The organism is Croceicoccus sp. BE223, from assembly GCF_031457155.1.
Classification (GTDB): domain Bacteria; phylum Pseudomonadota; class Alphaproteobacteria; order Sphingomonadales; family Sphingomonadaceae; genus Croceicoccus.
Window position 1 is genome coordinate 23,063 of sequence record NZ_JAVDWB010000001.1, and the last position, 25,402, is coordinate 48,464.

Below are 25,402 nucleotides of genomic sequence, written 5' to 3' on the forward strand. Positions count from 1 at the left end.
CGGGAGAATTCTCCGTTTGCTGATTCATCTCTGTCGGGAACGTGGGCATAAGTGGACGCGCATTGCCGCGCATTCAACCCTGCCTCGCCCCCGACCGCCGGCGCTTCGCGGCGCCAAAGGCATCCGCGGGTTTCCCGGCAAGTACCCGCCCGAACTAGGTCACGAGCCGTGAATAGCCCCTGAATTCAGGCTTCATCCTGTGGAAGGGCGGGCCGCGCATCCGCGTTCAGCCAGCGCGCCAGCGCGGCGCCCGCGGCCGCCTCGGCCCGTGCGCGCGGGTCCCGCGCCTGGCGGATCGTACGGCCTGCGCGGCGCGACAGCCAGCGCATGCGCCCTTCCTCGGGCCGTTGGCGCAACCCCTTGCCCAGCCGCGCGAGAAGCGTGGCGGCCATGCCCGCCTGCGCCGCCTCGGCCGCGAGCAGCACCTGCTGGCGCTGGTCGAAATCCTGGAGCAGAAGGCTCTCGCACTCGGCAAGGATTGCGGGCGGCACCGATCCCTGGCCGATGTCGAGACCGGCAGGCCCCATGAACCGGTCGACCAGAGCCATGACCAGTTGCGCGCCGGGAAGCCAGCCTCCGCTCTCCGCCATCGCCTTGAAGCGGGGCGCATCCACCGGGCGGCGGGCGAGCATCGTGCCGATGTCGATCAGCGCTAGAGGGCCGCAATCGAACCGGTGGTTGTAGGCGGCATGAAGCACGAGATGGCCGAGCATGTGCTCGTTCGAAGGAAAGGCGACCTGCGTGCCGCCGATTTCCGCCACGACCGCATCGGCCAGCATGGCGGCGGTGTCGATGCAGGGCAGGCCCGGTTCGGCGATGCGGTGGTGCAGTTCGACATGGCGCTCGACATCGCGCAACAGCACCGGGGCGAGATGCTTGTCGGCGCCCAGCGCGCGCGCAATCGCCGCATCGCGGTCCGTTGGTACTTCGGCCCCGGCACGGGCCAGCGCCTCGACCGCGGCGGGAAGGTCTGAGGGATCGACGAGGATGTCGACGTCGCGCATCGGGCGCAGGGCCGCTTCCGGGTAATCGAAGAAGGCGAGCCGCGCGCCCTTCAGGGCGACCATCGCCACACCTGCCTCGGCAAAGGCGCGGGCGAGGCGAACCAGCGCGGCCTGCGCGGTGAGCGCGCCGATGGCGGCATCGCGGTAGGCATCGCGCCACGTTGCGGCGATGTCGGATGGCACGGATAGATCGATGCCGTCGCTGCGCAGCCGGTGGTGCAGCCACGGGCGCAAGCGGTGCTGGGCGGCCATCGCGTCGATCGCCTGCCAGTCCTCGCCATCCCATTCCGCCTGCGGCAGCCCGGCGGGCATCGGCTGGGCGGGGCCGGCAAGCGCCAGCAGGACGCCCTTGCGCTGATCGAGAGCCAGGTTCACGCGCGCACCCGCTGCCGGTCCTCGACCCGCTCGATCCGTCCGTCGCGCAAGTGGACGACATGGTCGGCGAGGTCAGTCAGCATGCCGCGATGCGCGACGATCAGGATCGTGCGCGTCCCCTGCATGGCGGAAAGGGCCTGTGCGATGGCGGCCTCGCTGGCGGGATCGAGCGCGCTCGTCGCCTCGTCGAGGATGAGCAGGTCCGGATCGCGCAGCAGCGCACGGGCAAGCGCGATGCGCTGGCGTTCCCCGCCGGAAAGCCGGCAGCCGGCATCGCCGACCATGGTGTCCAGCCCTTCGGGAAGCGCGAAGACGAACTGCGCCGCGGCATCGCGCAAGGCCCGCTCCAGCCGCGGGTCGGCGGCGTCCGGCTCGCTCCACAGCAGGTTGTCGCGGATCGAGGCGGGAAACAGCACCGGTTCCTGGTGGACATAGGCGACCGCACCGCGCCAGGCGATGCGTACCTCGTCGGTCAGCGGTGCTCCGTCGACTGCCAGGCGGCCCGCATCGGGTGCGATCAGCCCGCCGAACAGGTCGGCGATGGTCGACTTGCCCGCACCCGACGGCCCGACCAGCGCGGTCGTCGTGGCCACCGGCAGCGTCAGCGTCACCCGGTCCACCGCCGGCCGATCGCGCCCATGGTCGAGCGTTGCGGCATCGAGCGCGATGGTGCTGCGCGGGCGCGGCGCGGGGACGCCGGGGCGCAGCGGTTCCGCGTTCGCGCCGACGGTCGCGAGCAGCCTCTCCGCCTCGGCCAGGGCCGGGGCCGCGTGGGCCCAGCGCTGGGTGGACAGCTGCAACTGTTCGAGCAGCGGCACCGAGCGTCCGAACAGGACGATCAGCGGCAGCAACACGGCGGTCGACACGCCGCGCGCCGCGGCCAGCGCAATGATCGCGGCAAGGAGCAAGGCCGCGCCCGCCTGCAAGGCCACGCGGCTGCGGCCCGAGGCCCGCTCGAAGTCCAGCTGGGCTTCGCGCAAGTCGGCCATGCCCGTATCCATCGCGGCGATGGTCGCCTCCTCCCGCCCGTGGCTCTTGATCAGGCGCAGCGCCCGCAGCGTATCGTCGAGCGTTGCCTGCACCTGGCGGTAACGTTCGCTCAGCGCTTCGCCGAGCGCGTGGGCGCGGCGCTTCAGCGGCACGAAGCCGGCGACCACGACCAGCCCGCCGACCACCGCCGCCAGCGCCAGTTCGGGCGCCAGCCAGAGCGCGACGATCCAGATCAGCCCCAGCGTGACCGCCCGCGAAACGAGCGCCAGGAGATAGAGGAAACCGTTCCCCAGCCGGTCCACGCTCTGCACCATCAGCGCGACCTGGTCGGAGCGGCGGAGGCCGGCCAGCGTGCGCCAGTCGGCGCGGACGATGGCGGCGAAGATCGCGGTGCGCCAGCGGTCGATTAGCAGGAACTGGGTGCGCTGCTCGGTGACGGTCAGGGCATACTGGATCACCGCCCGCCCGGCCACCAGCGCCACGAAGAAGCCGAGCATCGCCGGCAGCGTCACCAGGTCGGCGAACGGGGCGGCCCATGACGGCAGGTCGCCCGCCGACTTGCCCAGCAGCGCCAGCATCGGGACGAGCGCGAGGATGCCCGCCCCCTCCGTCAGCGCGAGCGCCAGCATCAGGGCGAGGAGCAACGCCAGCCGGGGCAGCGGCACGTCGCGCAGCAGCTTGAGGGCGGGGGCGGTCTTCACCATCGGGAGCACGGTCTACAGGCGGCGCGGCGTTTCGTCACCGGCGCAAGGCCGCCTGCGGCTCAATTGCGCCCGTCGACGTAGCGGGCGAAGCGCCCCGCGACGACCGCCGCGGCCACCGGCATGAAGATGTCCTCGTAGGCCTTTCGGCTGGGTTGGTCCGGCCACTGGTCGATGCGGTCGATCGCTCGATCGACATCGATGATGCGCGACATCAGCGGATCGTCGGCAATACGCTCGAGCTCTTCGCGCAGGAAAGGGACGTGCGGGGCATTGCGGCGATGCCAGTCCACCCCGTGCCGACCGTAGTCGGTGTTGAGCCGCTGTGCTTCGGGCATGCGGCCCATGGCCATGCGGCGGGCCAGCCAGCGCATCTGCCCGTGGCGCACGTACTGGCCGGTCGGGATGGTCAGGCAGAATTCGAAGAGCGGCCGATACTGCGGCACCGCACGCATCCGCAGTCCGTGGATCTGCTCGACCGCGTGGACCATCTCGCCGCCGCCGCCGCATTGTTGCCAGGTCATCTCGTTCGATTCGTAGCGGCTGCGCGTCCATTCGCGGTCGCCGAACACCGTGTCGTAGCGCTCTTTCAGGCGCAGTCTTGCTTCGACCTCGGGCTTCAAGAGCGAGGGCGCGGGCTGGCCGTGAACCAGCGTTCGCATCGCGCTGCGCACGGCGGCCGGCAGGTTCGGCAAAAGCGAGCGGGCGACCAGCCGCCGGAGCATCGTCCGGTCGTCGCCGGGATGGTCGCGCAGCATCCGCCACAATTCGATCCAGCGACCCTGCCGCAGGAACTCGACGAAGCCCCAGCGCCCGTCGTTGCTGAAGGTGTGGTTGCCGAAATCGGCGGTGTAGAGCCAGTCTATCCCGGCATCGGCAGCGGCTTGCCGCGCCCCGTCGGCATCGGTGATCGCGACGCTGGGATAAGCGGCGTCGGCGGCGACGAAGAAATCCTGCATCCGGTTCTGGAACGCGAACCCCTCGTTTGCGACGAACTGCGGGCGCAGGCGCGGGTGCATCCGGGCGAAGGCCTCGACCGCGGGCCGGTCGCTGTCGAACAGGCCGGGAAGCGAGGGACCATGCTCTCCGGGCAAGGGAACGAAGGTGAAGGAGGGCAAGGTCGCGTCGGCGGGCAGCTGGCGCAGCATCTCGTCGGCCACGATCGGCGAATCGAGTCCGCCGGACAGCAGGATGCCGGGCCGCCGGGCGGGGCGAAGCGCGGCGGCCACCGCCTCGCGCAACAGCGCGTTGGCCGCCTCGACGTAATCCTCGTCGCGCTTGAGCCGCGTCGGGCGCAGCGCGTGGGGATCGTACCACTGGCGGGTCCGGTGGCGATGATGGTCGATCTCGACCACCGCGCCTTGCGGCACCCGGCGCACACCGGCGAAGAAGTGCTGTTCGCCCTGCAGCGCGCCAACGCGCGCGATGGCCAGCGCATACTGGTCGGGGTCGCCGCGCTTTTCGAAACCGGCGGCAAACAGCGGGCGCGGGATCGATGCGGCGACGGTCGCGCCATGCGCGCTGGCCCAGAACAGCGACTGTCGCGACCATGGCGCCCGCGCGAGGCGCATGGACGAAGGGCCGGTAACGATGATCGAGGCGTAATCGCCGATCAGCCGCCGCTCCGCCTCGTCGCCCCAAGCCTCGACCGCGGCGCCGTAGATCGTTGCGGCGTCGCACTCCGGCGCCAGGCCCAGTTCGCGCGCCATCGCGGATGCGTTGTCGATCCAGCCCGAGATCGCGACCCGAAGTCCCGATGGCGTGCGGGCGGAAACGAAGGAGGACCGGGGGCGGCGGACGGTGCGCGGCGTGGCAAGAACGGCGATGGCACCGCCATCCCATTCCTCTTCATCGGCGGGTCCGCCCGAGAGCATCCCGAGCGAAATGCACAGACGCGACAGGTCAAACCGGGAACTGCCTTCCCAATTCAGCCCTGCCGCGATCATGTAGGGACGACGATGGTCCGCCCGGGCCGATCAGCCCGGCGAACGGATGTCAGCTGGCAACGTTGGCCTGGCCCTGGCCCTGGCCCTGGTTACCAGGATTGTTGCCGGCAACGTCACGAAGCGTGCCGATGGTCTTGAGTTCGGGCTTGGTCCAGCGGTTTTCGGTCTTGATCATTGCGACTACCCCATAAAAAGATCGGGCGGCAATTGCTTGACCGACCGTTTACCAACAAGCTTCACAATCGAGTTCCTACCGGAATGTTCCGGTTTTGCAATTGCGAGATCAAGATTTCTTTCGAAATTGCAATAAGCTGGCATGTGCACCGCCGCTGTCGCCAAGGATCGTGACGCCGCCCAGCTCGACCCATGCGTGCAGCGCGTCCGGGCTGTTTCGCGCGCCCAACGGCAGAAAACCAATGATTACGGCAGAATCGGCGCCGCGCCGGGCCAGCATCCATTGCAGGGCCATGGCCTGTGGCAGGCACAGCGAAGCGGGCAGGCGCCAGCTCGCCCTGCGCACCGCCGCGACACAGGCGCGAACCGTTGCGGGCAGCGAAGCGGTGCCCGGATCGGCAGCGTTTTCGGAGGCGGGGCTGGTCGGAACGGGTCCCGATTCGCCGAGCCAGCGGCTCCACCGGGCGAACGGCACGAAACGGATCAGAAGCCGCGCCAGCGCGAGAAAGGTCATCGCCTCCAGCGTGCGCAGGCGGGTTCGGTTCACGCCCCGTCCCGGCCTGCGCCGCCATGACCGGCGGGGATCGCCTCGACCAGCCCGGCTGCGACCAGGTCGGCGAGGAATTCGCCGCTGTCGCTGGCCACCGTGGCCGCGTCGGTGCCGAACCGTTCGGCCAGCTCGTCGGCGATCGTTGCCAGGTCGCGGTTCCCGTCGATGGCGCGCCAGATGGCGAGCGCGCTGTCCTCAAGCGCGAAGAAGCGCCCCGTCGCCGTGTTCATCAGCACCAGTTCACCGTCGACCTCCGTCTCGACGTAACGGCCCTCGCACTTCCGGTAGATGGTCATGACGCAAACTCCTGTGCCAGCCGGCCGGCCAGCAGATCGATCGATTCGGCGTGGCGCGCCGGGTCGCGTGGCCGGGTGAAGCGATAGACCGCGACACGGTTGGCCAGCGCCGCCAGTGATGTCAGCCGCCCGGCGCGATCGTGGCCGTGCACGTGCGCGTGCTGGGCGGTCGAATAATGCTCGTCGTCGAGCGCGGCGATCCGCGCCGCGCCGCGCACCGCGGCAAAGGCAGGATCGTCGCCGATGTCGAGCACCACGATACCGGCGAGCGGCAGGGGCGCATCGATATCGCTGCCGCTGTCGGTCGCGAAGAACTTGCGATAGTTTTCGGCGACGATGTCCGTGCCGGCAAGGCCGGTCATCTCCAGCGCATCGGGCCAGAGCTTCAGCCGCTTGTGGCCCGGCAGGCACATCGGCGACGCCCCCTGCCGTGCGCCCGCCATGTCGATCACGCCCGCCATGTCGACTACCCCTGCCATGTCGATTACCAAGGTATCGTCGGCAACGATGCGATATCCGCGCTGGCGCAGCGATGCCGCGGTCGTCGACTTGCCTGCGCCCGAAGGCCCGGCAAAGCCGACGGCGCATCCGCCGATCTCAACCGCCGAGGCGTGGAGCGGCAGCAGCCCGTTCAGTGCGGCGATGGCGCTGTGCACCGATCCGGCGAGGAACAGCTCCATCGTGCCGCGCGCGGCCGGGTCGTCGAGCTGGACGGTCACGCCGTCGCCCTTGCGATAAAGGATGGAAACGCCGGGTTCGCGCAGCAGAAAGGCATCGCCGCCGAGCCGGTTGTGGCCGATGGCGACGGCATAGCCGTCCAGCGTGTCGGGTACCGGCCCGTAACGCACGGCGGTTTCCCGGCGCATCGTCGCGCCCGGCGAAAGGTCGCGGCTGTCATCGGCCATGTCTGCGGGCGCGGCCTTTCGTGGCAAGAACGGATTGCGATTCGCGCCAGTTAACTCCCTCGGCCAGCACAAACAATCGGATAGCCGACCGGAATGTTGGAATGGGACAGTCCGCGACGGTGCGACCGGACGTGCGCCGCGGCGGGCGAGCGATGTGGAAATGACCGGCGCGCGCCTTGTCCCCGCGCGCGTGCGTGGAGTAGGGCGGCTGCATGCCACAGCCGCTGATTTCACCCTCGATTCTCTCCGCCGATTTCGCTCGCCTGGGAGAGGAAGTCGCCGCCATCGACGCGGCCGGTGCCGACTGGATCCATGTCGATGTCATGGACGGCCATTTCGTGCCCAACATCACCATCGGCCCCGCCGTGGTCAAGGCGCTGCGCCCGCACACGAAGAAAGTGTTCGACGTCCACCTGATGATCAGCCCGGTCGACCTCTATCTCCAGGATTTCGCCGAGGCCGGGGCCGACATCATCACCGTCCACCCCGAGGCAGGGCCCCACGTCCACCGCACGGTGCAGGCGATCAAGGCGCTGGGCTGCAAGGCGGGCATCTCGCTCAATCCCGCGACGCCGGCCAAGATGCTCGACTACCTGATCGAGGACATCGACCTCGTCCTGGTGATGAGCGTCAATCCCGGCTTCGGCGGGCAGAGCTTCATCGCCTCGCAGCTTCGCAAGATCGAGGCGGTGAGGAAGATGATCGACAAGTCCGGCCGCGAGATCCACCTCGAAGTCGACGGCGGCGTCAATGCCGAAACGGCGCGGCTGTGCGTCGAGGCTGGCGCCGACGTGCTCGTGGCCGGATCCGCCACGTTCAAGGGTGGCCCGTCGATGTATGCGATCAACATCGCCGCGCTGAAGGCGGCCGGGGGCTGAGGCCGATGGGGGCGGAGCCGACCGATCTCGCCACGCGAGGCCGCAAGGCGATCCCCCTGGCCGACACGCGCGACCATGGCAATCTGATCGAAACCCCGTCCTTGCCGAGTGAGCCGCTGGACGACGGCCCGGCGCTGTCGGACCTGTCGCCGCCGCGCCTCGGCCTTGTCGATGGCGCGATGCGTTTTCTCTATGCGCGCGGGGTTCCGGCGCGCAATCTCGTGCGCCCGTTCCACAAGCCGTCCCGCCTGCGCCTGCTGGCCACCGTGGACGAACCGCTGCCGGGCGAACGTGCCGCGGGCATGGCCTTGCGGGCGGGTCACTTCCTGATCGCGGGCAAGCGGGTCAGCACCGACAGCGCCGATTATTCCAGCACCGCGCTCGCCCCGCCGATCGCGCTGGCGCTGCACGGCTTCACCTGGCTTGCCGATCTCGAGGCCGCCGGCACCCGCGACAAGGCGGCGCCGGTGGCGGAAGACGTGCTGCGCCGCTGGCTGCTGGCGAATGGCGAGATCGGCGAAGGCCCGGCATGGTCGGTCGGTCACGTTGGTTTGAGGCTGCACAACTGGCTGATCCACGCGCCGCTGATCCTGTCGGGGCAGGACCGCGCCTTTCGCGCCAGCGTGCTGAAGCACATCGCCAAGACCGCGCTCTGGCTCGACCGGCAGGCACCGCGCGCGACCAGCCCGCGCGACGCGCTGCCCGCATGGGCGGCGGTGACCGCGGCGGGCCTGCTGCTGCCCGACGGGAAGCCGCGCCGGCTCTATGGCGAGGCGGGGCTCATCGCCGCATTGGGCGACGCGGTGGGAGAGGATGGCGGCATGCTGTCGCGATCGCCGATCGACCAGGCCGACACCATCGCGCTGTTGCTGCGGCTGGCCTCCTGCTACCGCGCCTGCCGCCGCGAGCCGCCGCCGCAGATCCAGGTCATGCTCTCGCTGCTCAGCCCCGCGCTGCTGTCGCTGACCCATGCCGACGGTTCGCTGGGAAGCTGGCAGGGCAGCGTGCCGATCACCGCGCATCGCGTCTCGATGCTGACCCAGATGGCCGATCCGCGCGCCCGTCCGCTGCAAGCGGCGCAGCACTGGGGCTATCATCGCCTGTCGGCGCGCCAGTCCGTGGTGCAGATGGACGCCGCCCCGCCGCCCGGCGCGCGCGAGGCGAAGGGCGCCTGCGCCTCCACCCTTGCGTTCGAATTCAGCCACCGCGACCAGCGCATCGTCGTCAACTGCGGCGGCGCGGCGCTGGCGGGCGCGGCGATCCCGCGCAAGATCGAGGATGGCCTGCGTACCACCGCCGCGCATTCGACCCTGACGCTGGGCGAGGCCGATTCTACGCCGGTCGAGCCGCAGGGCAAGCTCGGCGCGGGCGTGCGCGCGGTCACCATCGAGCGCGGGCACGAAGACGGTCGCACCACGCTGACCGCATCGCACGACGGCTATGTCGCGCGCCACGGCCTGTTCCACGAACGCAGCATAGGCCTTGCGGCAGACGGCCTGACGCTGGTGGGAGAGGACCGGCTGACCCCGCGCGGGCGCAAGGCGAAGCGCGGCGAGCACGATTACGTCATCCACTTCCATCTCGGCCAGGGGATCGAGATCGGCCACGAAATCGCGGGCGACAGCGGGCGCGGCTGGGCCTTGGCGATGAACGACGGCAGCTACTGGCACTTCCGCACCGATGCCGCCGGACTGGCGGTGGAGGATTCGCTGTGGGTCGACGCGACCGGGCACCCCCGCCAGGTGCGCCAGCTGGTCCTGACCGGCGCGGTCGGGCGCGAGGGCGGGGCCGTCGGCTGGTCCTTCCGCAAGGTCGGCTGAAGACCGCCACGCGGTTTTTGCCCGATTTTGCTGCGCTGCGGCAGGATCGGGCCAGACTCACGGTTGCAGCGGGCGATCCATGGTCCTAGAGGCGCAGCGGAATCCCCCAACGCCTCCGAAAGGCCGCCTGCCATGGATAAACCGATCATCGTCCGCCGCGCTCTCCTGTCGGTATCCGACAAGACCGGGCTGGTCGAACTGGGCCGGGCGCTGGCGGCGCGCAATGTCGAGCTGGTCTCGACCGGCGGCACGGCCAGGGCGCTGCGCGAGGCGGGGCTGGCGGTGAAGGACGTGTCGGACATCACCGGCTTTCCCGAGATGATGGACGGGCGGGTCAAGACGCTGCACCCGATGGTCCACGGCGGACTGCTCGCGGTGCGCGACAATCCCAAACACGCCGCCGCCATGGCCGAACACGGGATCGGCGCGATCGATCTCGTCGTCGTCAACCTCTATCCGTTCCAGAAGACCGTCGCATCGGGCGCGGATCGCGACACGGTGATCGAGAACATCGACATCGGCGGCCCGTCGATGGTGCGTTCGGCGGCCAAGAATCACGAGTACGTGACGCTGCTGACCGATCCGGCGGACTATGGCGCCCTGATCGTGGAGCTCGACGCGGGCATCGGCGCGACCGGCATCGATTTCCGCCGGACGCTGGCGGCCAAGGCCTTTGCCGCGACCGCCGCCTACGACGCGGCGATCAGCCAGTGGTTCGCCTATGCCGACCAGGAGAAGAAGTTTCCCCCGCGCCGCGTGATGGCATCGAACCTCGTATCCACCCTGCGCTATGGCGAGAACCCGCACCAGGAGGCGGCGCTCTACATTCCCGAGGCCCTTCACGTCTCGGGCCTGCCGCAGGCGGTGCAGGTCCAGGGCAAGGAACTGTCCTACAACAACTACAACGACGCGAACGCGGCGCTCGAACTCTGCGCCGAATTCCGCGACGGCCCGCCGACGGTGGTGATCGTCAAGCACGCCAACCCCTGCGGCGTCGCCACTGCCGACACCCTGGCCGATGCGTGGGCCAAGGCGCTGGCCTGCGATTCGGTTTCGGCGTTCGGCGGCATCGTGTGCGTCAACCGCCCGCTCGACGCCGCGACGGCCGAAGCGATCACCCAGATCTTCACCGAGGTCGTGGTCGCCCCCGACGCGAGCGAGGAAGCCAGGGCGATCTTCGCCAAGAAGAAGAACCTGCGCCTGCTGCTGCTGGCCGACGGGCTGCCCGACCCGCGCCGCCGCGGCGTCAACCAGGTCGTCATCGCCGGCGGCCTGCTGGTGCAGGACCGCGACGCCGATGCCGTCGCTGCCGCCGACCTCAAGACGGTGACGAAGCGCGAGCCGACCGAGCAGGAGCTGAAGGACTGCCTGTTCGCCTGGACCGTCGCGCGCCACGTGAAGTCCAACGCGATCGTCTATGCCCGCGATGGCCAGACCGCGGGGATCGGCGCGGGCCAGATGAACCGCCGCGATTCGGCGCGCATCGCCGCCGCCAAGGCGAAGGAAGCCGCCGAGAACCACGGCTGGGCAGAACCCAAGACGGTGGGCAGCGCGGTCGCGTCCGATGCCTTCTTCCCCTTTGCCGACGGTCTTCTTTCGGCGGCGGAAGCGGGCGCGACGGCGGTAATCCAGCCGGGCGGCTCGATCCGCGACGACGAGGTGATTGCCGCCGCCGACGCGCGCGGCATCGCCATGGTCTTCACCGGGATGCGCCACTTCCGCCACTGATCGCGGCGCCCCCTGAGAGCCTTCGTTCAGGTTCCTGAATAGCGCCGTGCGCCATGGTTAACGCTCTCTTCAGCGTAACCGGGTAGAACGGCGATGACACGCAATTCCGAAAGCCAGACCCATGCCGCTCATCGACTCGACCCTCGTCCGCCAGTTCGCGATCGGCTTCCTGCTGGGTGCGGCGGGTCTTTTCGCGTTCTCGGGCTTCCCGCTCGAAACGCAGGCGATCGCAGCGGTCCTCGGCTGAGCCGTCGTCTCGCCGCCTCGCTGGCCGCGGCGCTGCTGGCCGCTTGCCAGCAACCGGCCTTGGCCGAAGAGGCGGTTCGCACCCCTATTGCAAAGGTCCAGTCCGCCGAAACCGGCCTGAGGACCGCGATTTTCGCGGGTGGCTGCTTCTGGGGCGTGGAGGGCGTGTTCAGCCACGTGAAGGGCGTGACGAGCGCGGTTTCCGGCTATCACGGAGGTACGAAGGCCGATGCCACCTACGCCCGCGTTTCGGACGGGCGGACCGGCCATGCCGAAGCGGTCAAGGTCACTTATGACCCGGCGGTCGTGCGCTATGACGAATTGCTGCGTATCTTCTTTGCCGTCGTCGCCGATCCCACCACCTTGAACTACCAGGGGCCCGATCGCGGCACCCACTACCGCAGCGCCATCGTCCCGACCAGCGCCGAACAGGCGAGGGTCGCGCGCGCCTACATCGCGCAGCTCGGCGCGGCGAAGCTGTGGTCCAGGCCGATCGTCACCCGGGTGGAGCCGATGAAGGCGTTCTACCCGGCGGAGGGCTATCACCAGGACTACATGCTGAAGAACCCGGACAACCCCTATATCCGGCGCTGGGACGCGCCCAAGGTGCGGGCCTTGCGAAGCCTGTTCCCCGAAGACTTCCGCGCCTCCTATCGCAAGGGCTAGCGCGGCGGGGCTGACAGGGGAGCCGGCGCCGCCTATATCGGCGCAATGGCGGCCACGGCGCATACCCATCCCGACGAAGGGGCCCATTCGCACGACGAGCACAGCGGCGCGGCGCTGGTGCGCGCCGCGCGCACGGCGCTGACCGACGCGGGCGAACAGTGGACCGACATGCGGGCCGATGTTTTCGACGCCCTAGCCGGACACGTGGCGCCAGCCTCCGCCTACGACATTGCCGACGCCTTGTCCGCGCGGCGCGGCAAGCGGGTGGCGCCCAACAGCGTCTATCGCATCCTCGACCTGTTCGTGCGGACCAACCTCGCCAACCGGATCGAGAGCGCGAACGCTTATCTCGCCAACCGGCATCCCGGTTGCCGCCACGACTGCATCTTCCTCATCTGCGACCGCTGCGGCCGGGCCGAACACGTCGATGACGACCGGCTGACCGAAGGCCTGCGCGATGCGGCGGGCGCGGCGGGGTTCGCGGACCTGAAGACGGTGGTCGAACTGCGCGGCACGTGCGCCGCGTGCCGCTGACCTAGCCGACGACCTTCCAGATCATGACTTCGCGGCTGCCGGTCTCCACCGGTTGCAGCCAGTCCGGCGAACGGCCCCCGACCAGCCCGTCGACGAGGCCACCAGGGCCCTCGCGGCGATAGACTTCGATCTCGGGCAGGTCGGTGCAGACGACGACATACTGCACCTGCCGACGGGCGATGATCGCGTGGGCCTGCTCCGCCGGTTCGATGTAGGCGCGCATGTTGTCGCTGATCGCCGTCCCGGCGCGGTGGTGCGCGGTGGCCATGACCCGGTGCGGCGTATCGAGCAGCAGGCGCGGGCCGAGATCGATCGGGGCCAGCAGGTTGACCGGCGCGGGACCGATCCGGGCAAGCGCGTCAGAGGCATCGCAGGCCGGCATCGCCTCTGCCTGGGGCTGCACCGGCGCGGCGCGGCTGGGCGTGGCGGCCATCAGCAGCGACAACGGCAAGGTCGGCAGCAACGCCGCGATCATGCCCAGCGCGGCGACCGCCTGCTTGCGCGGCTGGTGCAGGTTGCGGATCGCACGCAACCAGCGGCTGAGCTGCCAGCCGAGCGGCACGGCGGCCAGCGCGGCGGCAAAGGCGGCGGCGCGGCTGACCGTGCAGGCCAGCGCCAGCGCAGCGACCAGCAGCACCGTGTATTCGAGGTGCCAGCGGTGCAGCCAGTGCCCGGTGCGCGCGGCAAGGCCGAGCGAGACGAAGATCGCGACCAGCGGCGGCAGCACGATCTGCAGCGCGAGCGACGGCGCCTGTTCCCAGATCGGCCGGCTTTCGCGCACGTTGGCCAGCCACATCTCGCGGGCCATCGGGTCAAGATCGGCAAAGGCGCCCTTCGCGCATTGCGGCGCGATCTGCAGCGCAACGACCAGCGCGGCAAGCCCGACGGTGCCCAGCACCAGCACGACGAAGGCGCGCGGACGCTGCGAAACCTGCGCGAGCCCGGTCGCGCCCAACGCGACGATGCCCATCGCGGCCAGCTGCATCGGCGACATCGCGTCGCAGAAGCTCTGCATCGCGAGACCGCGGGTGGCGAGATGGATCGCGACCGACGAGACGAAGATCGATTGCAGCATGGCGACGAGCCACGCCCGTTCTTCCCAGCAGCGCAGCCAGCGGGCGAAAGCGATGCCCATGATCACCGCCACCATCGGCAGCGCTTCGAGCGAGATCGCCAGCCAGACGGCCATGGCAAGGCCCGCCAGCCAGCCGGAACGGCGCGCGTCGCGGCCCATCAATGCGCCCACGGCGACAAGTCCGCAGACGACCTGCCAGCCGTGATGGTCGATCCGCATCGGGCGCAACTGGTGCATCAGCGGCATGGCCATCGCCGCGACGAGGCAAGACAGGCCGGTCGCCTCCTCGTCGAACAGGCGAAAGCTCATCCGGCCGATCAGCAGCAGAACCGCGTAGAGCGTGACGAGCGGAACGACGATGGCGGAAACGTGTTCGGCGGCGTGCAGGCCGAGGACGGGCGTGGATATCAACGTGACCAGCGCCAGCGGAACGTCGACCAGCCGCGTCCAGTGCATCGGCTTGCCGTCGGGCGGAGCGATGCGGTATTGCGTGACGTCGAACCACGACTGGCCATTCAGGAAATCGCGCACCTGCAGAAGCCGCAGGATGTCGTCGCCGTCGACGAACTGGAAGCCCGCGATCTGGCGGATGCCGGTGACCGTGAGCATCAGGGCGACGATCAGCCAGACCATCGTGACGCGCTTCAGCAGCTCGAAATCGATGATCGAGCGGCGGCGTTCCCCGATTGTGCTCCCCTCCACGGCGGCGGCCTCAGGTGCCGGTCGCTTCGGCACGCTCCGCAAACACGAAGCGCGAGCGCAGGAGGAACGTCGCAACGAAGCTGAGCCCGATGGCGGCCAGCTTGGCAACCCGCGGGTCGATGCCCATCAGCGTGGCCGAGGCGACGACCGCCCAGGTGATGGCGAGGCCGACGAGCGCCGAGGCGACGAACAGGCCCTGCTGCGCGGTGCGCTGGCGACCGGTGTCGGCGACCCGCCCGGCAAAGACGAAGCGGCTGGAGGCGAACCAGTGGGCGATAATGCCGAGGCCATAGCCGCCGACCGCGGCTATGGGTGCCGAGACACCCAGCGCCATCAGCGCGAAGAAGGTGGCGACATCGACGCCCAGCGCGCCGACGCTGGCAAAGCCGTAGGCGACGAAACGGCGCAGCGACACCGGATCGATCACGCCGCGTCCTTCCGCGCCGGGACCGGTTCGGGCACCTCGCGCATCGACGACAGCGCCGCGGCGCGATCCTCGGCCGAGTAGCGCGGCAATTCGATCTCGGCTCCCTCGTTGCCGGCCTCGTGGTATTCGGCATCCTCGTTGACGCACCAGGTGTCGTAGATCCGGCTCCCGGCGAGGATGTTCTCCACCGTCAGCATCGCGGTCATCATCGCGTGGTCCTGGTTGTTGTAGCGATGCATGCCGTTGCGCCCGACGAGGTGCAGCGTGGGGTGCTTGTCCTCCAGCTCGTGGCGCATCGTCGCGACGTGGCGGGCGTAGTCCTCGTCATAGACGGGATAGGCCTTTTCCTGCCGCACCACCGATCCGCCGATGACGTCGGCCGGATCGCACAGGCCCAGGATCGCCATCTCCGTCTTCGCCAGTTCGACGAGATCGTCGTCGGACGAGGCCCACAGGCCGTCGCCTTCGAAGCAGAAGTATTCGAGGCCGACGCAGGCGACGTCCTGATCGGGCACCATTTCGGGCGACCACGAACGGAAGTTCTGGATGCGGCCGACCTGCACTTTCGAATCGTGGATGTAGATCCAGTTGTCGGGGAACAGGTCCTTCGACTTCACCTTGAGCGCGACGGTCAGGAAATCGCGGTACTTCAGTTCACCGGCGTCCAGCACCGAGGCCGGCACCGGCGCGAGGCGCGCGGCCAGTTCGCGCATCGGCGCGCTCGAAATCGCGTGGCGGGCACGAATGATCCGCTCGCCGCCGCCGGCGATCGTGGCGTGAAGGCGCCAGCCGCCCTTTGTATCGGCCGCCAGGCGGCGCAGTGCGTGACCCATCAGCACCGAGTTGCCGCCGGCGCGGATATGGTCGCGCGCGGCTTCCCACATCATCCCGGGACCAAGCCGCGGATAGCGGAATTCCTCGAGCAGGGTCTTGGTCGCCATGCCGTCGTTGGGCTTGCGGTTGAGGCCGAGCGAACGCTTCAGCCCGTCGGTCACCGCGCCCCACAGCGACAGGCCCTTGATCCGCTGGGCGGCCCAGTCGGCGCTCATCTCGTTGCAGGGCATGCCCCAGACCTTTTCGGTGTAGGTCTTGAAGAAGATCGAGAACAGCTTTTCGCCGAACTGGTTGACGGTCCAGTCCTCGAAGCTCTTCACGTTCCGGCGCGGGAACAGCTTGGCCCAGCCGAAGCTCGCCATGCACACCGTAGAGCGCCAGAGGCCGAGGTTGCGCAGCGCTTCGAACGCGCGCAGCGGGTAGGAGTAGAACTTGCCCTCGTAATAGATGCGGCTCATCCGCGGGCGGCTGATGAAGTCATCGGGAAGGATCTCGTTCCACAGGTCGACGACCGCCTTCGACTTGGAAAAGAAGCGGTGGCCGCCGATGTCGAAGCGGTAGCCTTCGTGCTCGACCGTGCGGCTGATGCCGCCGACGTAGCGTTCGTCCTTCTCGATGATGGCGACCGATTTGCCCGCCTTCGTCAGGAGGTAGCCTGCGGTCAGACCGGCCGGCCCCGCGCCGATGATGACGACATCGACATCCAGTTCCTGAACCTGCCCGTTCGTGTTGCTGGCGTTCTGCACATTGCCCCCTGTGGAAATTTCGCAAGGCCCGTCTCCGGGCCCAAGGCAATTCCTGCAGGAAAATGGCTAAGAGGACGTTAACGCGCCGTCTTTCGGGACCGCGCGATCAGGCGGCCAGCCCTGCCGTGCCGCACCCGCCCGGCTGCCCGTCGCGCCACGCCTGCGACAGGGCGTGAAGGTCGGCGGACATCGCCGCGATCTTCTCGAACCGGAACGTCTCGACAAAGGCGATGCCGTAGAGCGGATGGGTGCGCCAGCGGACCTTTGCATAAACGTCGCCAAGCGCCGGGATGGCGAGCCGCAGCGGCTGGTCCACCGCCAGGAGTTGCGGGCATTCGATCTGTGCGCCCTGGTGCGACAGGTCACGGATGACGACATCGACCATGCCGCCGGGCGACCTGATCCGCGCGGGCAGGTCGATCGCGATGCGGATGGCCCGCTTGGGGAAGCGGCCCCTTTCCCCGATCACCGACAGAAGGTTGTTGGCCTCGGCAAAGGCGAGGCCGGCCTGTCCGTCATGGCACCAGATCAGCGAAACCTCGAACCGGTCGCCGTCGCCGAATTCGAGAAAGAAGGAGGCGTGCGCGGGCGGCGGAGGCGAGCCGTAGAGCTTGACCCGCAGCGCGCTGCCCGAAATGTCGCGCAGCACGCAGGGGTATTCGCCGTCGGGAAAGACGAGCTTGGCAGTTCTTATGACCGGGAACCGGTCCGGGTTGCGACCGGCGGGACCGGCGTGCAGCCGTTCGAATGGAACCGGTGTAAGGTCGTTCACGCTGCGCTTCCCCTGTGCGCCGCAACCCTTGATCGTCCCGGTAGCCGACGCTGCTGACCTGGAAATTCCGGCCTTCAGGGTGCTGGAAATTCCTTAAGACGCCGTCGCCCGCGACCATGCGCAAAACCCCTTAGTATCGGTCCGAAGCGGAGGGAACCGGGGCGCTTTCCCTGACCTCCAGGGGCCAGGGTGCGGACGGCGAGGCTATCGCCACAGGATTGAACATACTGACTATTCTGCACGACACACCCATTCTTGTGGCGCCGTTCCCTCGAAAACAGCCCACTTTCCGGTTTCATGCGTTTTTCACGCGCGGCCTGCCCAATTCACATGGCGATTTGATCCCCGGCGGGATCAGAACGAGCGCATGGCAAAAGGCGCAATTCAAGCTTCCGACGGGAGCGCAGGTTTGATCGTCGAAGGCAAGTCGGCAGCGGCCAACGGGTCGCGCCTCGGCATCCTGACGCTGGGGGCAATCGGTGTCGTCTATGGCGATATCGGGACCAGCCCGCTTTACGCGTTTCGCGAGGCCCTGGCCCAGATCGATGGCCAAGCGGTCGGCAGGTCGGATATCCTCGGGATCCTGAGCCTGGCCCTGTGGGCCCTGATCCTGGTCGTGACGCTGAAATACGTCCTGTTCCTCACCCGCGCCGACAACAACGGCGAGGGAGGGGTGCTCTCGCTGATGGCCCTGGCCAATCGTGGCGGTCGGCGACCGCTGCCGGTGATCCTCGTGCTCGGCGCAATCGGGGCGGCGCTGTTCTACGGCGACGCGATCATCACGCCGGCGCTCTCCGTCCTTTCGGCGGTGGAAGGCCTGCGAAGCGTTCCGGCCATCGCGCCCGCGATCACGCATCAACTGATCATCGGCATTGCGCTCGGCATCCTCATAGCCCTTTTCGCCATGCAGTCATGGGGAACAGCTAGAGTTGCCAGTCTCTTCGGTCCGGTCTGCGTCATATGGTTCCTGGTTCTGGGCGCCATGGGCATTGTCCACATCGTCGCGAATCCCGACATCCTCCATGCTCTCAATCCGCTCTGGGGCATCCGCTTCCTATTGTCGGAGGGATTGCCCGGCCTTTTCGTGCTCGGCGCCGTGTTCCTGACGGTGACGGGTGCCGAAGCCCTCGTCGCCGATCTCGGCCATTTCGGACGCAAGGCGATCCAGCTCGGCTGGTTGGGGCTGGTATGGCCGGCCCTGACGCTCAACTACCTGGGGCAGGGCGCGATGGCCTTGCAGGCGCTGCAGGCGGCGGCCGAGGCCGGCAGGCCATTTGCCAATATCGACTGGTTCTTCACCATGCCGCCCGATGCCTGGCGCGCTCCGCTGGTGGCGCTGACCACCGCCGCTACGGTGATCGCCAGCCAGGCCGTCATCACCGGCGCCTATTCGCTGACCAGCCAAGCCGTGGCCCTGGGCCTGCTGCCGCGCATGCGCATCTTTCAGACATCCCACGCGGAGCGCGGCCAGATCTACATGCCGGCGATCAACTGGCTGCTGCTGGCGGGCGTCATCGCCCTGGTCCTCGCCTTCGGCAGCAGTTCCGCGATGGCGGCGGCATACGGCATCGCGGTCACCGGCACGATGGTCGTCACCACCTTGCTCGCCGGCTTCGTGCTGGTCCGGACTTGGCGCTGGATGCCCGAGGCGATGCTGCTGGTCATCGTGCCTCTGCTCGCCACCGACCTCGTATTCTTCGGCGCGAACATCCTGCGCGTGAGCGAAGGGGGCTGGGTCCCGCTGCTGATCGCCGCGGGGGTCGGGCTCGTCATCGTGTGCTGGACGACGGGACGCAAGGCCATCGCCCTGGCCGAAGCCCGCCGCCGGATCCCGCTCGACGATCTGGCGAGGTCGCTGGCGGCCCGCCCTCCCCACGTCGTCGAAGGGACGGCCGTCTTCCTGACGGCGGACAACCAGTCCGCGCCGTCCGCGCTGATGCACAGCCTCAAGCATGCGGGTGTCCTGCATGGCCGGAACCTCGTGCTCAGCGTGGCGAAGGTCGATGTGCCGACCGTGCCCGCCAGCGAACGGCTCGTCGTCGAGCGGATCGACGACCGCTTCAGCCGCGGCACCCTTCGCCGCGGCTACATGGACCAGATCGATCTGCCGAGCGAACTGGGTCGGGGCTGGCCCGAGATGCAGAGCGCCGGCGGAACCAGCTTCTTTCTCGGCCGGAACACCTTGCGCCATGCGCGGGCCTCGCGCATTCCGGGCTGGATGATGCCGATCTACGCCTTTCTTCATCGCAATGCGGCCGATCCGGTCGCCTACCTAGGGATCCCCGCCAACCGGGTGGTGGAGATGGGAACCCAGGTCGAATTGTGAGCGATCGCCTTCGCCCCGGTCAGATCTTCGACTGCGGCCTGGCACTGGCCGCGATCGGCCTGATCATCGTTCTGGGTGCAAGGGGCGTCTTCGGCCTCGGCATCACCGCGACGGCGCTGCTTCTCACGCTGCCGGTGCTCTGGGCCGCGTCGCGCGGCAGTGCGCTGATCGGGGCCGTGACGGCGCTGATCGCCTCGGTCGCGCTCAATTATTTCCTGTTGCCGCCGCTCTACACCTTCCGCATCCATGGCGCGACGTACGTCGTCACCTTCGCCGTGTTCACTGCGGTCGCGCTGGTGACCGGCGGTTTTGCCGCCGGATTGCGCGCCAGGCAGGACGAAGCGGCCCGGCGGGCGCGGGGCAGCGAGTTCGAGACCGACTTCGTTGCCGAGATCGCGCTCGCCAGTTCGCGCGAAGATCTCGACCGGCGGGCCCTGGCGATGCTCGGCACGCGGTACGGCGACGCGCGTCTGTTCACCCGCGCGGACCTCTCCGCCCGGACAAGCGGGCTGGCACCGCTCGATGCATCGGCCGCCATCTGGGCGCTGGAGCATGACGCGGTGACGGGATTTGCCAGCGACGTCATGCCGGGTGCCGACTTCCGGTTCGTGTCCTTCGGACGCGGATCGCAGGACGTGCTCGCCCTGGCGACCGAGCGACTGCCATCGTCGGACGCCCCGTTTCTCTTGCGGGTTGCCGGTCACTGGGGCCACGCCCGCGACCACTTGCAGGCGCTCGACGAGCGGCGCCGGCGCGAGGATGCGGAGGCGCGCGACCGCACCCGCCGTGCCCTTCTTTCGGCGCTGGGCCATGATTTCCGCACGCCGCTGACCGTGCTGAAGGAGGGGCTGGCGCGGCTGCCCGGCGCAAGGGAGGCCGGCTTGCTGGCTGAAGTCGAACGCCTGCGCCACCTCGGGGAAGACCTGCTCGCGTCGGCCCGGCTCGACGCGGGCGTACCGCTGGCCTTTGAACCGGTCGATCTCGTCGACACGATCGCGAGCTTGGAAGCGCAGGCTGCACGGCAGGCGAACGGCATCGTCCTGGACGCCCGCGTGCCGGACGACCTGCCGCTGGTCAGCGCCGAGCCGGTCATGCTCGCTCACTTGCTGGGCAACGTGCTGGACAACGCGCTGCGCCATGCGCGGGGGCGGGTGGAGATTTCCTGCCGTGCCGAAGACGACGTGGTCACCGTGCTGGTGTCCGACGACGGTCCCGGCGTGCCGCCCGAGCTTGCCGACACGATATTCGATCCCTTCGTGTCAGGCGAGCGCGCCGAGGCGCGGGGCGGAAGCGGGCTGGGGCTTGCCATCGCGCACGACCTTGCAGGCGCCATGGGTGGTTTGCTGACGCTCGATCGCCCCGACGATCGGTCAGGGGCGGTGTTTCGTCTCTCTCTCCCGGTCGCCGCGACGAGGAGCCCTCCCGAATGAGGCGCCTCGTCCTCGTCGTGGATGATGAAGCCGCCATCCGCCGCCTGCTCGTCGCGGTGCTGGACCGTGGCGGATACGATGCGCTCGAAGCGGCATCGGGACGCGAAGCCCTCGCCCCTGCCAGGCGCAAGCCTGCCGCCGCCATCGTCGACCTGCGATTGCCCGATCTGGACGGAATGGAACTGATCCCGCGCCTTGCCGCCGATGGCATTCCGGTGCTCGTCCTGTCCGCCGAACTCGACACCGCCGAAAAGGTCGCCGCGCTGGATCTCGGTGCCGAGGATTACCTGACCAAGCCCTTCGACGGCGACGAACTGCTCGCGCGTCTTCGCGTGCTTCTGCGGCGAGCCGGGGAGACGAGCGACGGCATATGCCGGCACGGGCCGTTTGCCATCGATGCGGCGCACCACCGGGCGCTGCACGACGGAACCCTGCTGTCGCTGACGCCGCGCGAATTCGCGCTTCTTGCCGCGCTGGTCGATGGCCGGGGCAGGGTGCTGACCCATGCTGCGCTGCTCGAACGGGTATGGGGTCCGGCGCATCGCGACGATCTCGATTACCTCCGCGTGGCAATCCGCGCCTTGCGCCGCAAGATCGAGCCGGAGCCGTCTTCTCCGCGCCTGATCCTCAACGAACCGGGCATCGGCTATCGCCTCGCAGGCGGCTAGCACCGGTTCGGGCAGGGTTCGTGGTGCGGACGGCGGGACTCGAACCCGCACGAGCAAGGCTCAAGGGATTTTAAGTCCCCGGCGTCTACCATTCCGCCACGTCCGCGCGCGGCAGCAGCCCTAGGGCGCTGCGGTCCCTGACGCAATCATCCGCAGAAGCCGGTGTGGGAAAGACGGCGCGTCACGCTCACGACGCGCGCGCGATCATTCCGCGTTGAGGCGGTCTCGCATGTCCTTGCCGGCCTTGAAATAGGGCACGCGCTTGCCCGGCACCTCTACCGTCGTGCCGGTCCGCGGATTGCGGCCGGTGCGGGCGGCACGCTCGCGGGTGGAGAATGCGCCGAATCCGCGCAGTTCGACACGGCCGCCGCTGGCCAGCCGCTCGGCAATGGCGTCGAAGAAACAGGTCACCACGGCCTCGACCTCGTCCGGGCGAAGCTCGGGATTTTCTTCCGCAAGTGCCTGAATAAGTTCTGATCTGATCATGCCTGTCCCCGCCTGTCGTTAGGTTTGCGACCCCATCGACCGCCGCCACCGATCGCGAAGTGGCGGCGCGCCGGCCTGTTCCCCAAATGTCCCCGGATCAGGCCGAATGTGCGACGCGATACCGGGAAAACCTTTCGGAATCCTGCCGGTCGACGCCGCGAAGAACACTGCCAGCCAAACCACGGCCACGCAACGATAATCGAAAAATGCTACGTTTCGGCACGGCTTGTCGTGGCGACCCGGCTCCGCCCGCCATCCACGTCGGGCATGAGGTCGGCAAGGTCGAGATCAAGCAGCGCGATCCGCTCGGCAACGGCGGGCCATTCCTCGGTCAGGAACTGGCTCCGCTCCGCCTGCATCAGCCGCGCCCGTGCGCCGGGCATGACCGCGATCCCGATGCCGCGCCTTACTTCGAGCAGGCCGTCGTCCTGAAACTGCTGGTAGGCCTTGGCCACGGTCAGCGGGTTGGCCCCCTGTTCGGCGGCAAAGGCCCGGACCGACGGCAGAAGCTCTCCTTCGCGATAGCGCCCCTCGATGATCGCGGCGGCGATCTGGTCGCGCAGGCGCAAGTAGACGGGGCGCGTGGCCTGTGGTCCGTGGGGGCGAGGCATAGGTGGTCTAGTGCCATAATACACCGTATCGGGTCAAGGATTTGCTGGTCTCCGCCCGGCCTGCGGGGGCGGCGCGCGAACTGGTCACAACTGCAACAAATCTCTTTCCATCCGCGCTTTCGCCGCTAAGTCTTGGCGCCGCAACACGAGGCAGCGACAGGGCGGGACCACGACGCATGAAAGACATCGGCCTTTGGACAGAGGGTGACTGGATCGCGGCGCTCGCGGCGGTCGCGCTGTTCGCGGTTCTGGCCATCGGCGGGCTGATCGCCACGCGTAAGTCCGAGGAAGTCCTGGGCCACCCGCGCGGTCTCTACGTCCTCTTCTATGCCGAGATGTGGGAGCGGTTCTCCTATTACGGCATGCGCGCGCTGCTGATCCTCTATCTCACCAAGTTCTGGCTCTTTGCCGACGGCAAGGCGAACCTGATCTACGGCGCCTACACCGCCCTTGCCTACATCACCCCGGTGCTCGGCGGCTATATCGCCGACCGCTGGCTGGGGCAGCGCAAGGCGGTGCTGTTCGGCGGCATCGTGCTCGCCTTCGGACACCTGTTCATGGCCTATGAAGGCATGCAGGGCGTGACCGATCCGGCTACCAAGCAGGCCGATTTCGCGATCAACGTGTTCTGGCTGGCGCTGTCGCTGATCATCGTCGGCTCGGGCTTCCTGAAGGCCAACATCTCGGTCATCGTCGGCCAGCTCTACAGCCTCACCGACACGCGGCGCGATCCGGCCTACACGATCTTCTACATGGGCGTGAACGTCGGCGCGGCGCTGGGCACGATCCTTGTCGGCTATCTCGGCGAAACGATCGGCTGGTCGTGGGGCTTCGGCCTTGCCGGCATCGGCATGGTCGGCGGGCTCATCATCTTCGCGCTCGGCAAACCGGCGCTGCGGGGCGAGGGCGAGCCGCCCGCGCCGCTGCTGCGCCGCAAGGAGTTTTCGCTTTACGCCACCGGTGTCGCCGCCGTCGGCGTGATCTGGTTCCTGATCCAGTACCAGGACGTTATCCAGACCCTGCTGATCGTCACCGGCCTCGCGATGCTGGGATACACGCTTTACGAGGCGTTCAAGCTGCCGAAGGAACCGCGCGAGCGCATCTTTGCGATGCTGTTCCTGATCGCGCTGAACCCGGTGTTCTGGGGGCTGTTCGAACAGGCCGGCGGTTCGCTTTCGCTCTACACCGACAAATTCGTCGATCGTGGCGGGGTGCCGACGTCGCTGTTCCAGTCGATCAACGCGATTTTCATCATCATCCTCGCGCCGATCTTCGCGGTGCTGTGGCAATGGCTGGGCCGCCGCGGGTGGGAGCCTTCGACCCCGGCCAAGTTCGCCTATGCGCTGTTCCAGGTCGGTCTCGGCTTCCTCGTCTTCGTGTGGGGCGCGGGCAGCGGCGATCCGGCGGTGATGACTAGCGTCGTCTTCGTGTTCCTGATCTACCTGCTGCACACGATGGGCGAGCTGTGCTTGTCCCCGGTGGGCGTGTCGGCGATGACCCGGCTCGCCCCGCTGCATCTCGGCAGCTTCGTGATGGGTGCCTGGTTCTACATGACCGCGGTCGGCAATTTCGTTGCGGGCAAGATCGGCGAGGCGACCGGCGGCGAAGGCGGCGAGATGGACAAGGCGCTGACCCTGGCGATCTACAGCAAGATCGGCTGGTACACGATCGGCATCGGCGTGGTGGTGCTGGCCCTTAGCCCGGTCGTCCGGCGCTGGATGCACGTCGACACGTTGCAGGATCGCAAGAAGCACGACCTGGCGGGCGAGGCCGAACTGGCCGAACCCGCGGCGGCGGGCATGCACCCCGGGCGGGAGTGAGGATGCGGGGCGATGAAGAACCTTGTTGTCGCCCTTGCCGCCATCGTCCTTTCCCATTTTGCCCTGTCGCATCCGCTGCGCGCGCCGCTCGTGGCCCGGCTCGGCGAGAAGGGCTTTCTCGGCCTTTATTCGCTTGTCGCGTTCGCCACGCTCGGCTGGGCGGGCTGGGCCTTTGGCGAAGCACCGCGCGGGCCACTGCTCTTCGCGCCGGGCGACGGGGCCTGGATCGTTGCCAGCGCGCTGACCGTGGTCGCACTGGTCCTGCTGCTGGGCAGCCTGCGCGGCAATCCGGCCCTGCCGGGGGCGGAGGGCACCGCGCCCGCCAGTCCGACGGGGGTCTTCGAGGTCACCCGGCACCCGATGATGTGGGGCATTGCCCTGTGGGCCATCGCCCATGCCATCGTCATGCCCGATCCGCGCACGCTGGTGCTGATGGGGGCCATGGCGGTGCTGGCGCTGGTCGGATCGGCCTTGCAGGATGCGAAGAAGCGGCGGCTCGACCCGGCCTGGCCCCATTGGCAGGCGCAGACCCGTTTCGTGCCGAACCTGCTGCGCCTGCCGGGGGCAGGTGTCGCCATCTGGTTGGCGGCACTGGCGGCGTGGCTCGCCGCGACCTGGGCGCACGGGCCGCTCGGCGGGATTGCCGCAGGCGTCTGGCGCTGGCTAAGCTGAGTTGCGGCTGAGCGCCCGGG

General features: G+C 68.5%; 24 protein-coding genes and 1 tRNA gene. 11 read left to right on the forward strand and 14 right to left on the reverse strand.

Going from position 1 to position 25,402, the window contains the following annotated elements:
- Positions 1–185: 185 nt before the first annotated feature.
- From J2X37_RS00125 to J2X37_RS00155, 7 genes are all read right to left on the reverse strand, one after another.
- Positions 186–1,379 carry a nucleotidyltransferase family protein gene (locus J2X37_RS00125; RefSeq protein ID WP_310016227.1) on the reverse strand — a complete coding sequence of 398 codons (1,194 nt, stop codon included), beginning with the start codon at positions 1,377–1,379 and terminating at the stop codon, positions 186–188.
- Positions 1,376–3,073 carry an ABC transporter ATP-binding protein gene (locus J2X37_RS00130; protein ID WP_310016229.1) on the reverse strand — a complete coding sequence of 566 codons (1,698 nt, stop codon included), beginning with the start codon at positions 3,071–3,073 and terminating at the stop codon, positions 1,376–1,378. The genes J2X37_RS00125 and J2X37_RS00130 overlap by 4 nt, the downstream gene beginning before the upstream one ends.
- A gap of 59 nt (positions 3,074–3,132) precedes the next feature.
- Complete coding sequence (locus tag J2X37_RS00135; RefSeq protein WP_310016231.1) at positions 3,133–4,944, reverse strand: asparagine synthase-related protein; 1,812 nt, start codon at positions 4,942–4,944, stop codon at positions 3,133–3,135.
- A 121-nt stretch (positions 4,945–5,065) separates the two neighbouring features.
- Positions 5,066–5,191, reverse strand: a complete 126-nt coding sequence (locus J2X37_RS00140) for a hypothetical protein (protein WP_310016238.1) — start codon at positions 5,189–5,191, stop codon at positions 5,066–5,068.
- 108 nt (positions 5,192–5,299) lie between these two features.
- On the reverse strand, positions 5,300–5,737 hold the full coding sequence (locus J2X37_RS00145; RefSeq protein WP_310016240.1) for a lasso peptide biosynthesis B2 protein: 438 nt from the start codon (positions 5,735–5,737) through the stop codon (positions 5,300–5,302).
- Entirely contained in the window at positions 5,734–6,036 is a 303-nt protein-coding gene (locus tag J2X37_RS00150; protein ID WP_310016242.1) for an HPr-rel-A system PqqD family peptide chaperone, read from the reverse strand. The genes J2X37_RS00145 and J2X37_RS00150 overlap by 4 nt, the downstream gene beginning before the upstream one ends.
- The gene (locus J2X37_RS00155; RefSeq protein WP_310016244.1) at positions 6,033–6,941 is read right to left on the reverse strand and encodes a hypothetical protein; all 909 of its coding nucleotides are present in this window, start codon (positions 6,939–6,941) and stop codon (positions 6,033–6,035) included. Before J2X37_RS00155 ends, J2X37_RS00150 begins: the two co-directional genes overlap by 4 nt.
- Before the next feature lie 212 nt (positions 6,942–7,153).
- Between J2X37_RS00155 and rpe the strand changes: the two genes are divergently transcribed.
- From rpe to J2X37_RS00185, 6 genes are all read left to right on the forward strand, one after another.
- Complete coding sequence (rpe, locus tag J2X37_RS00160; RefSeq protein WP_310016246.1) at positions 7,154–7,819, forward strand: ribulose-phosphate 3-epimerase; 666 nt, start codon at positions 7,154–7,156, stop codon at positions 7,817–7,819.
- 5 nt (positions 7,820–7,824) lie between these two features.
- Entirely contained in the window at positions 7,825–9,639 is a 1,815-nt protein-coding gene (locus tag J2X37_RS00165) for a heparinase II/III family protein (RefSeq protein ID WP_310016248.1), read from the forward strand.
- Positions 9,640–9,771: 132 nt separating this feature from the next.
- Positions 9,772–11,367, forward strand: a complete 1,596-nt coding sequence (purH, locus tag J2X37_RS00170; RefSeq protein WP_310016250.1) for a bifunctional phosphoribosylaminoimidazolecarboxamide formyltransferase/IMP cyclohydrolase — start codon at positions 9,772–9,774, stop codon at positions 11,365–11,367.
- 121 nt (positions 11,368–11,488) lie between these two features.
- Entirely contained in the window at positions 11,489–11,614 is a 126-nt protein-coding gene (locus J2X37_RS00175) for a hypothetical protein (RefSeq protein ID WP_310016252.1), read from the forward strand.
- 59 nt (positions 11,615–11,673) lie between these two features.
- Positions 11,674–12,279, forward strand: a complete 606-nt coding sequence (msrA, locus tag J2X37_RS00180; RefSeq protein ID WP_310016254.1) for a peptide-methionine (S)-S-oxide reductase MsrA — start codon at positions 11,674–11,676, stop codon at positions 12,277–12,279.
- A gap of 45 nt (positions 12,280–12,324) precedes the next feature.
- Positions 12,325–12,813: a transcriptional repressor gene (locus J2X37_RS00185; protein ID WP_310016256.1), complete on the forward strand. Its 489-nt coding sequence runs from the start codon at positions 12,325–12,327 to the stop codon at positions 12,811–12,813.
- A gap of 1 nt (position 12,814) precedes the next feature.
- On the opposite strand, the gene J2X37_RS00190 is transcribed toward J2X37_RS00185, so the two are convergent.
- The 4 genes from J2X37_RS00190 to J2X37_RS00205 all read right to left on the reverse strand — a co-directional run bounded on the left by J2X37_RS00190 (position 12,815) and on the right by J2X37_RS00205 (position 17,369).
- Positions 12,815–14,590: a hypothetical protein gene (locus tag J2X37_RS00190; protein WP_310016258.1), complete on the reverse strand. Its 1,776-nt coding sequence runs from the start codon at positions 14,588–14,590 to the stop codon at positions 12,815–12,817.
- A gap of 10 nt (positions 14,591–14,600) precedes the next feature.
- Complete coding sequence (locus J2X37_RS00195) at positions 14,601–15,017, reverse strand: GtrA family protein (RefSeq protein ID WP_310016260.1); 417 nt, start codon at positions 15,015–15,017, stop codon at positions 14,601–14,603.
- Positions 15,014–16,597 (reverse strand): NAD(P)/FAD-dependent oxidoreductase, encoded by a 1,584-nt coding sequence (locus J2X37_RS00200; RefSeq protein WP_310016262.1) that lies wholly within the window; start codon positions 16,595–16,597, stop codon positions 15,014–15,016. The genes J2X37_RS00195 and J2X37_RS00200 overlap by 4 nt, the downstream gene beginning before the upstream one ends.
- Positions 16,598–16,703: 106 nt before the next feature.
- Positions 16,704–17,369 (reverse strand): PilZ domain-containing protein, encoded by a 666-nt coding sequence (locus J2X37_RS00205; protein ID WP_310016264.1) that lies wholly within the window; start codon positions 17,367–17,369, stop codon positions 16,704–16,706.
- 409 nt (positions 17,370–17,778) lie between these two features.
- Here J2X37_RS00205 and J2X37_RS00210 point away from each other — a divergent pair, with 409 nt between their 5' ends.
- From J2X37_RS00210 to J2X37_RS00220, 3 genes are read left to right on the forward strand one after another with little or no spacing between them, the layout of a single operon-like run.
- Positions 17,779–19,695 carry a potassium transporter Kup gene (locus J2X37_RS00210; RefSeq protein ID WP_310016266.1) on the forward strand — a complete coding sequence of 639 codons (1,917 nt, stop codon included), beginning with the start codon at positions 17,779–17,781 and terminating at the stop codon, positions 19,693–19,695.
- Positions 19,692–21,125: an ATP-binding protein gene (locus tag J2X37_RS00215; RefSeq protein ID WP_310016268.1), complete on the forward strand. Its 1,434-nt coding sequence runs from the start codon at positions 19,692–19,694 to the stop codon at positions 21,123–21,125. Before J2X37_RS00210 ends, J2X37_RS00215 begins: the two co-directional genes overlap by 4 nt.
- Positions 21,122–21,793 carry a response regulator transcription factor gene (locus tag J2X37_RS00220; RefSeq protein WP_310016271.1) on the forward strand — a complete coding sequence of 224 codons (672 nt, stop codon included), beginning with the start codon at positions 21,122–21,124 and terminating at the stop codon, positions 21,791–21,793. The genes J2X37_RS00215 and J2X37_RS00220 overlap by 4 nt, the downstream gene beginning before the upstream one ends.
- Before the next feature lie 21 nt (positions 21,794–21,814).
- On the opposite strand, the gene J2X37_RS00225 is transcribed toward J2X37_RS00220, so the two are convergent.
- The 3 genes from J2X37_RS00225 to J2X37_RS00235 form a co-directional block, all read right to left on the reverse strand.
- Positions 21,815–21,899, reverse strand: a tRNA-Leu gene (locus tag J2X37_RS00225).
- Positions 21,900–21,997: 98 nt separating this feature from the next.
- Complete coding sequence (locus J2X37_RS00230; RefSeq protein WP_310016273.1) at positions 21,998–22,279, reverse strand: integration host factor subunit beta; 282 nt, start codon at positions 22,277–22,279, stop codon at positions 21,998–22,000.
- A gap of 209 nt (positions 22,280–22,488) precedes the next feature.
- Positions 22,489–22,890 (reverse strand): GntR family transcriptional regulator, encoded by a 402-nt coding sequence (locus J2X37_RS00235; protein ID WP_310016275.1) that lies wholly within the window; start codon positions 22,888–22,890, stop codon positions 22,489–22,491.
- Positions 22,891–23,066: 176 nt separating this feature from the next.
- Between J2X37_RS00235 and J2X37_RS00240 the strand changes: the two genes are divergently transcribed.
- The gene (locus tag J2X37_RS00240) at positions 23,067–24,710 is read left to right on the forward strand and encodes an oligopeptide:H+ symporter (RefSeq protein ID WP_310016277.1); all 1,644 of its coding nucleotides are present in this window, start codon (positions 23,067–23,069) and stop codon (positions 24,708–24,710) included.
- Positions 24,711–24,722: 12 nt separating this feature from the next.
- Entirely contained in the window at positions 24,723–25,382 is a 660-nt protein-coding gene (locus tag J2X37_RS00245; RefSeq protein WP_310016279.1) for an NnrU family protein, read from the forward strand.
- The last annotated feature ends 20 nt before the right edge of the window (positions 25,383–25,402 follow it).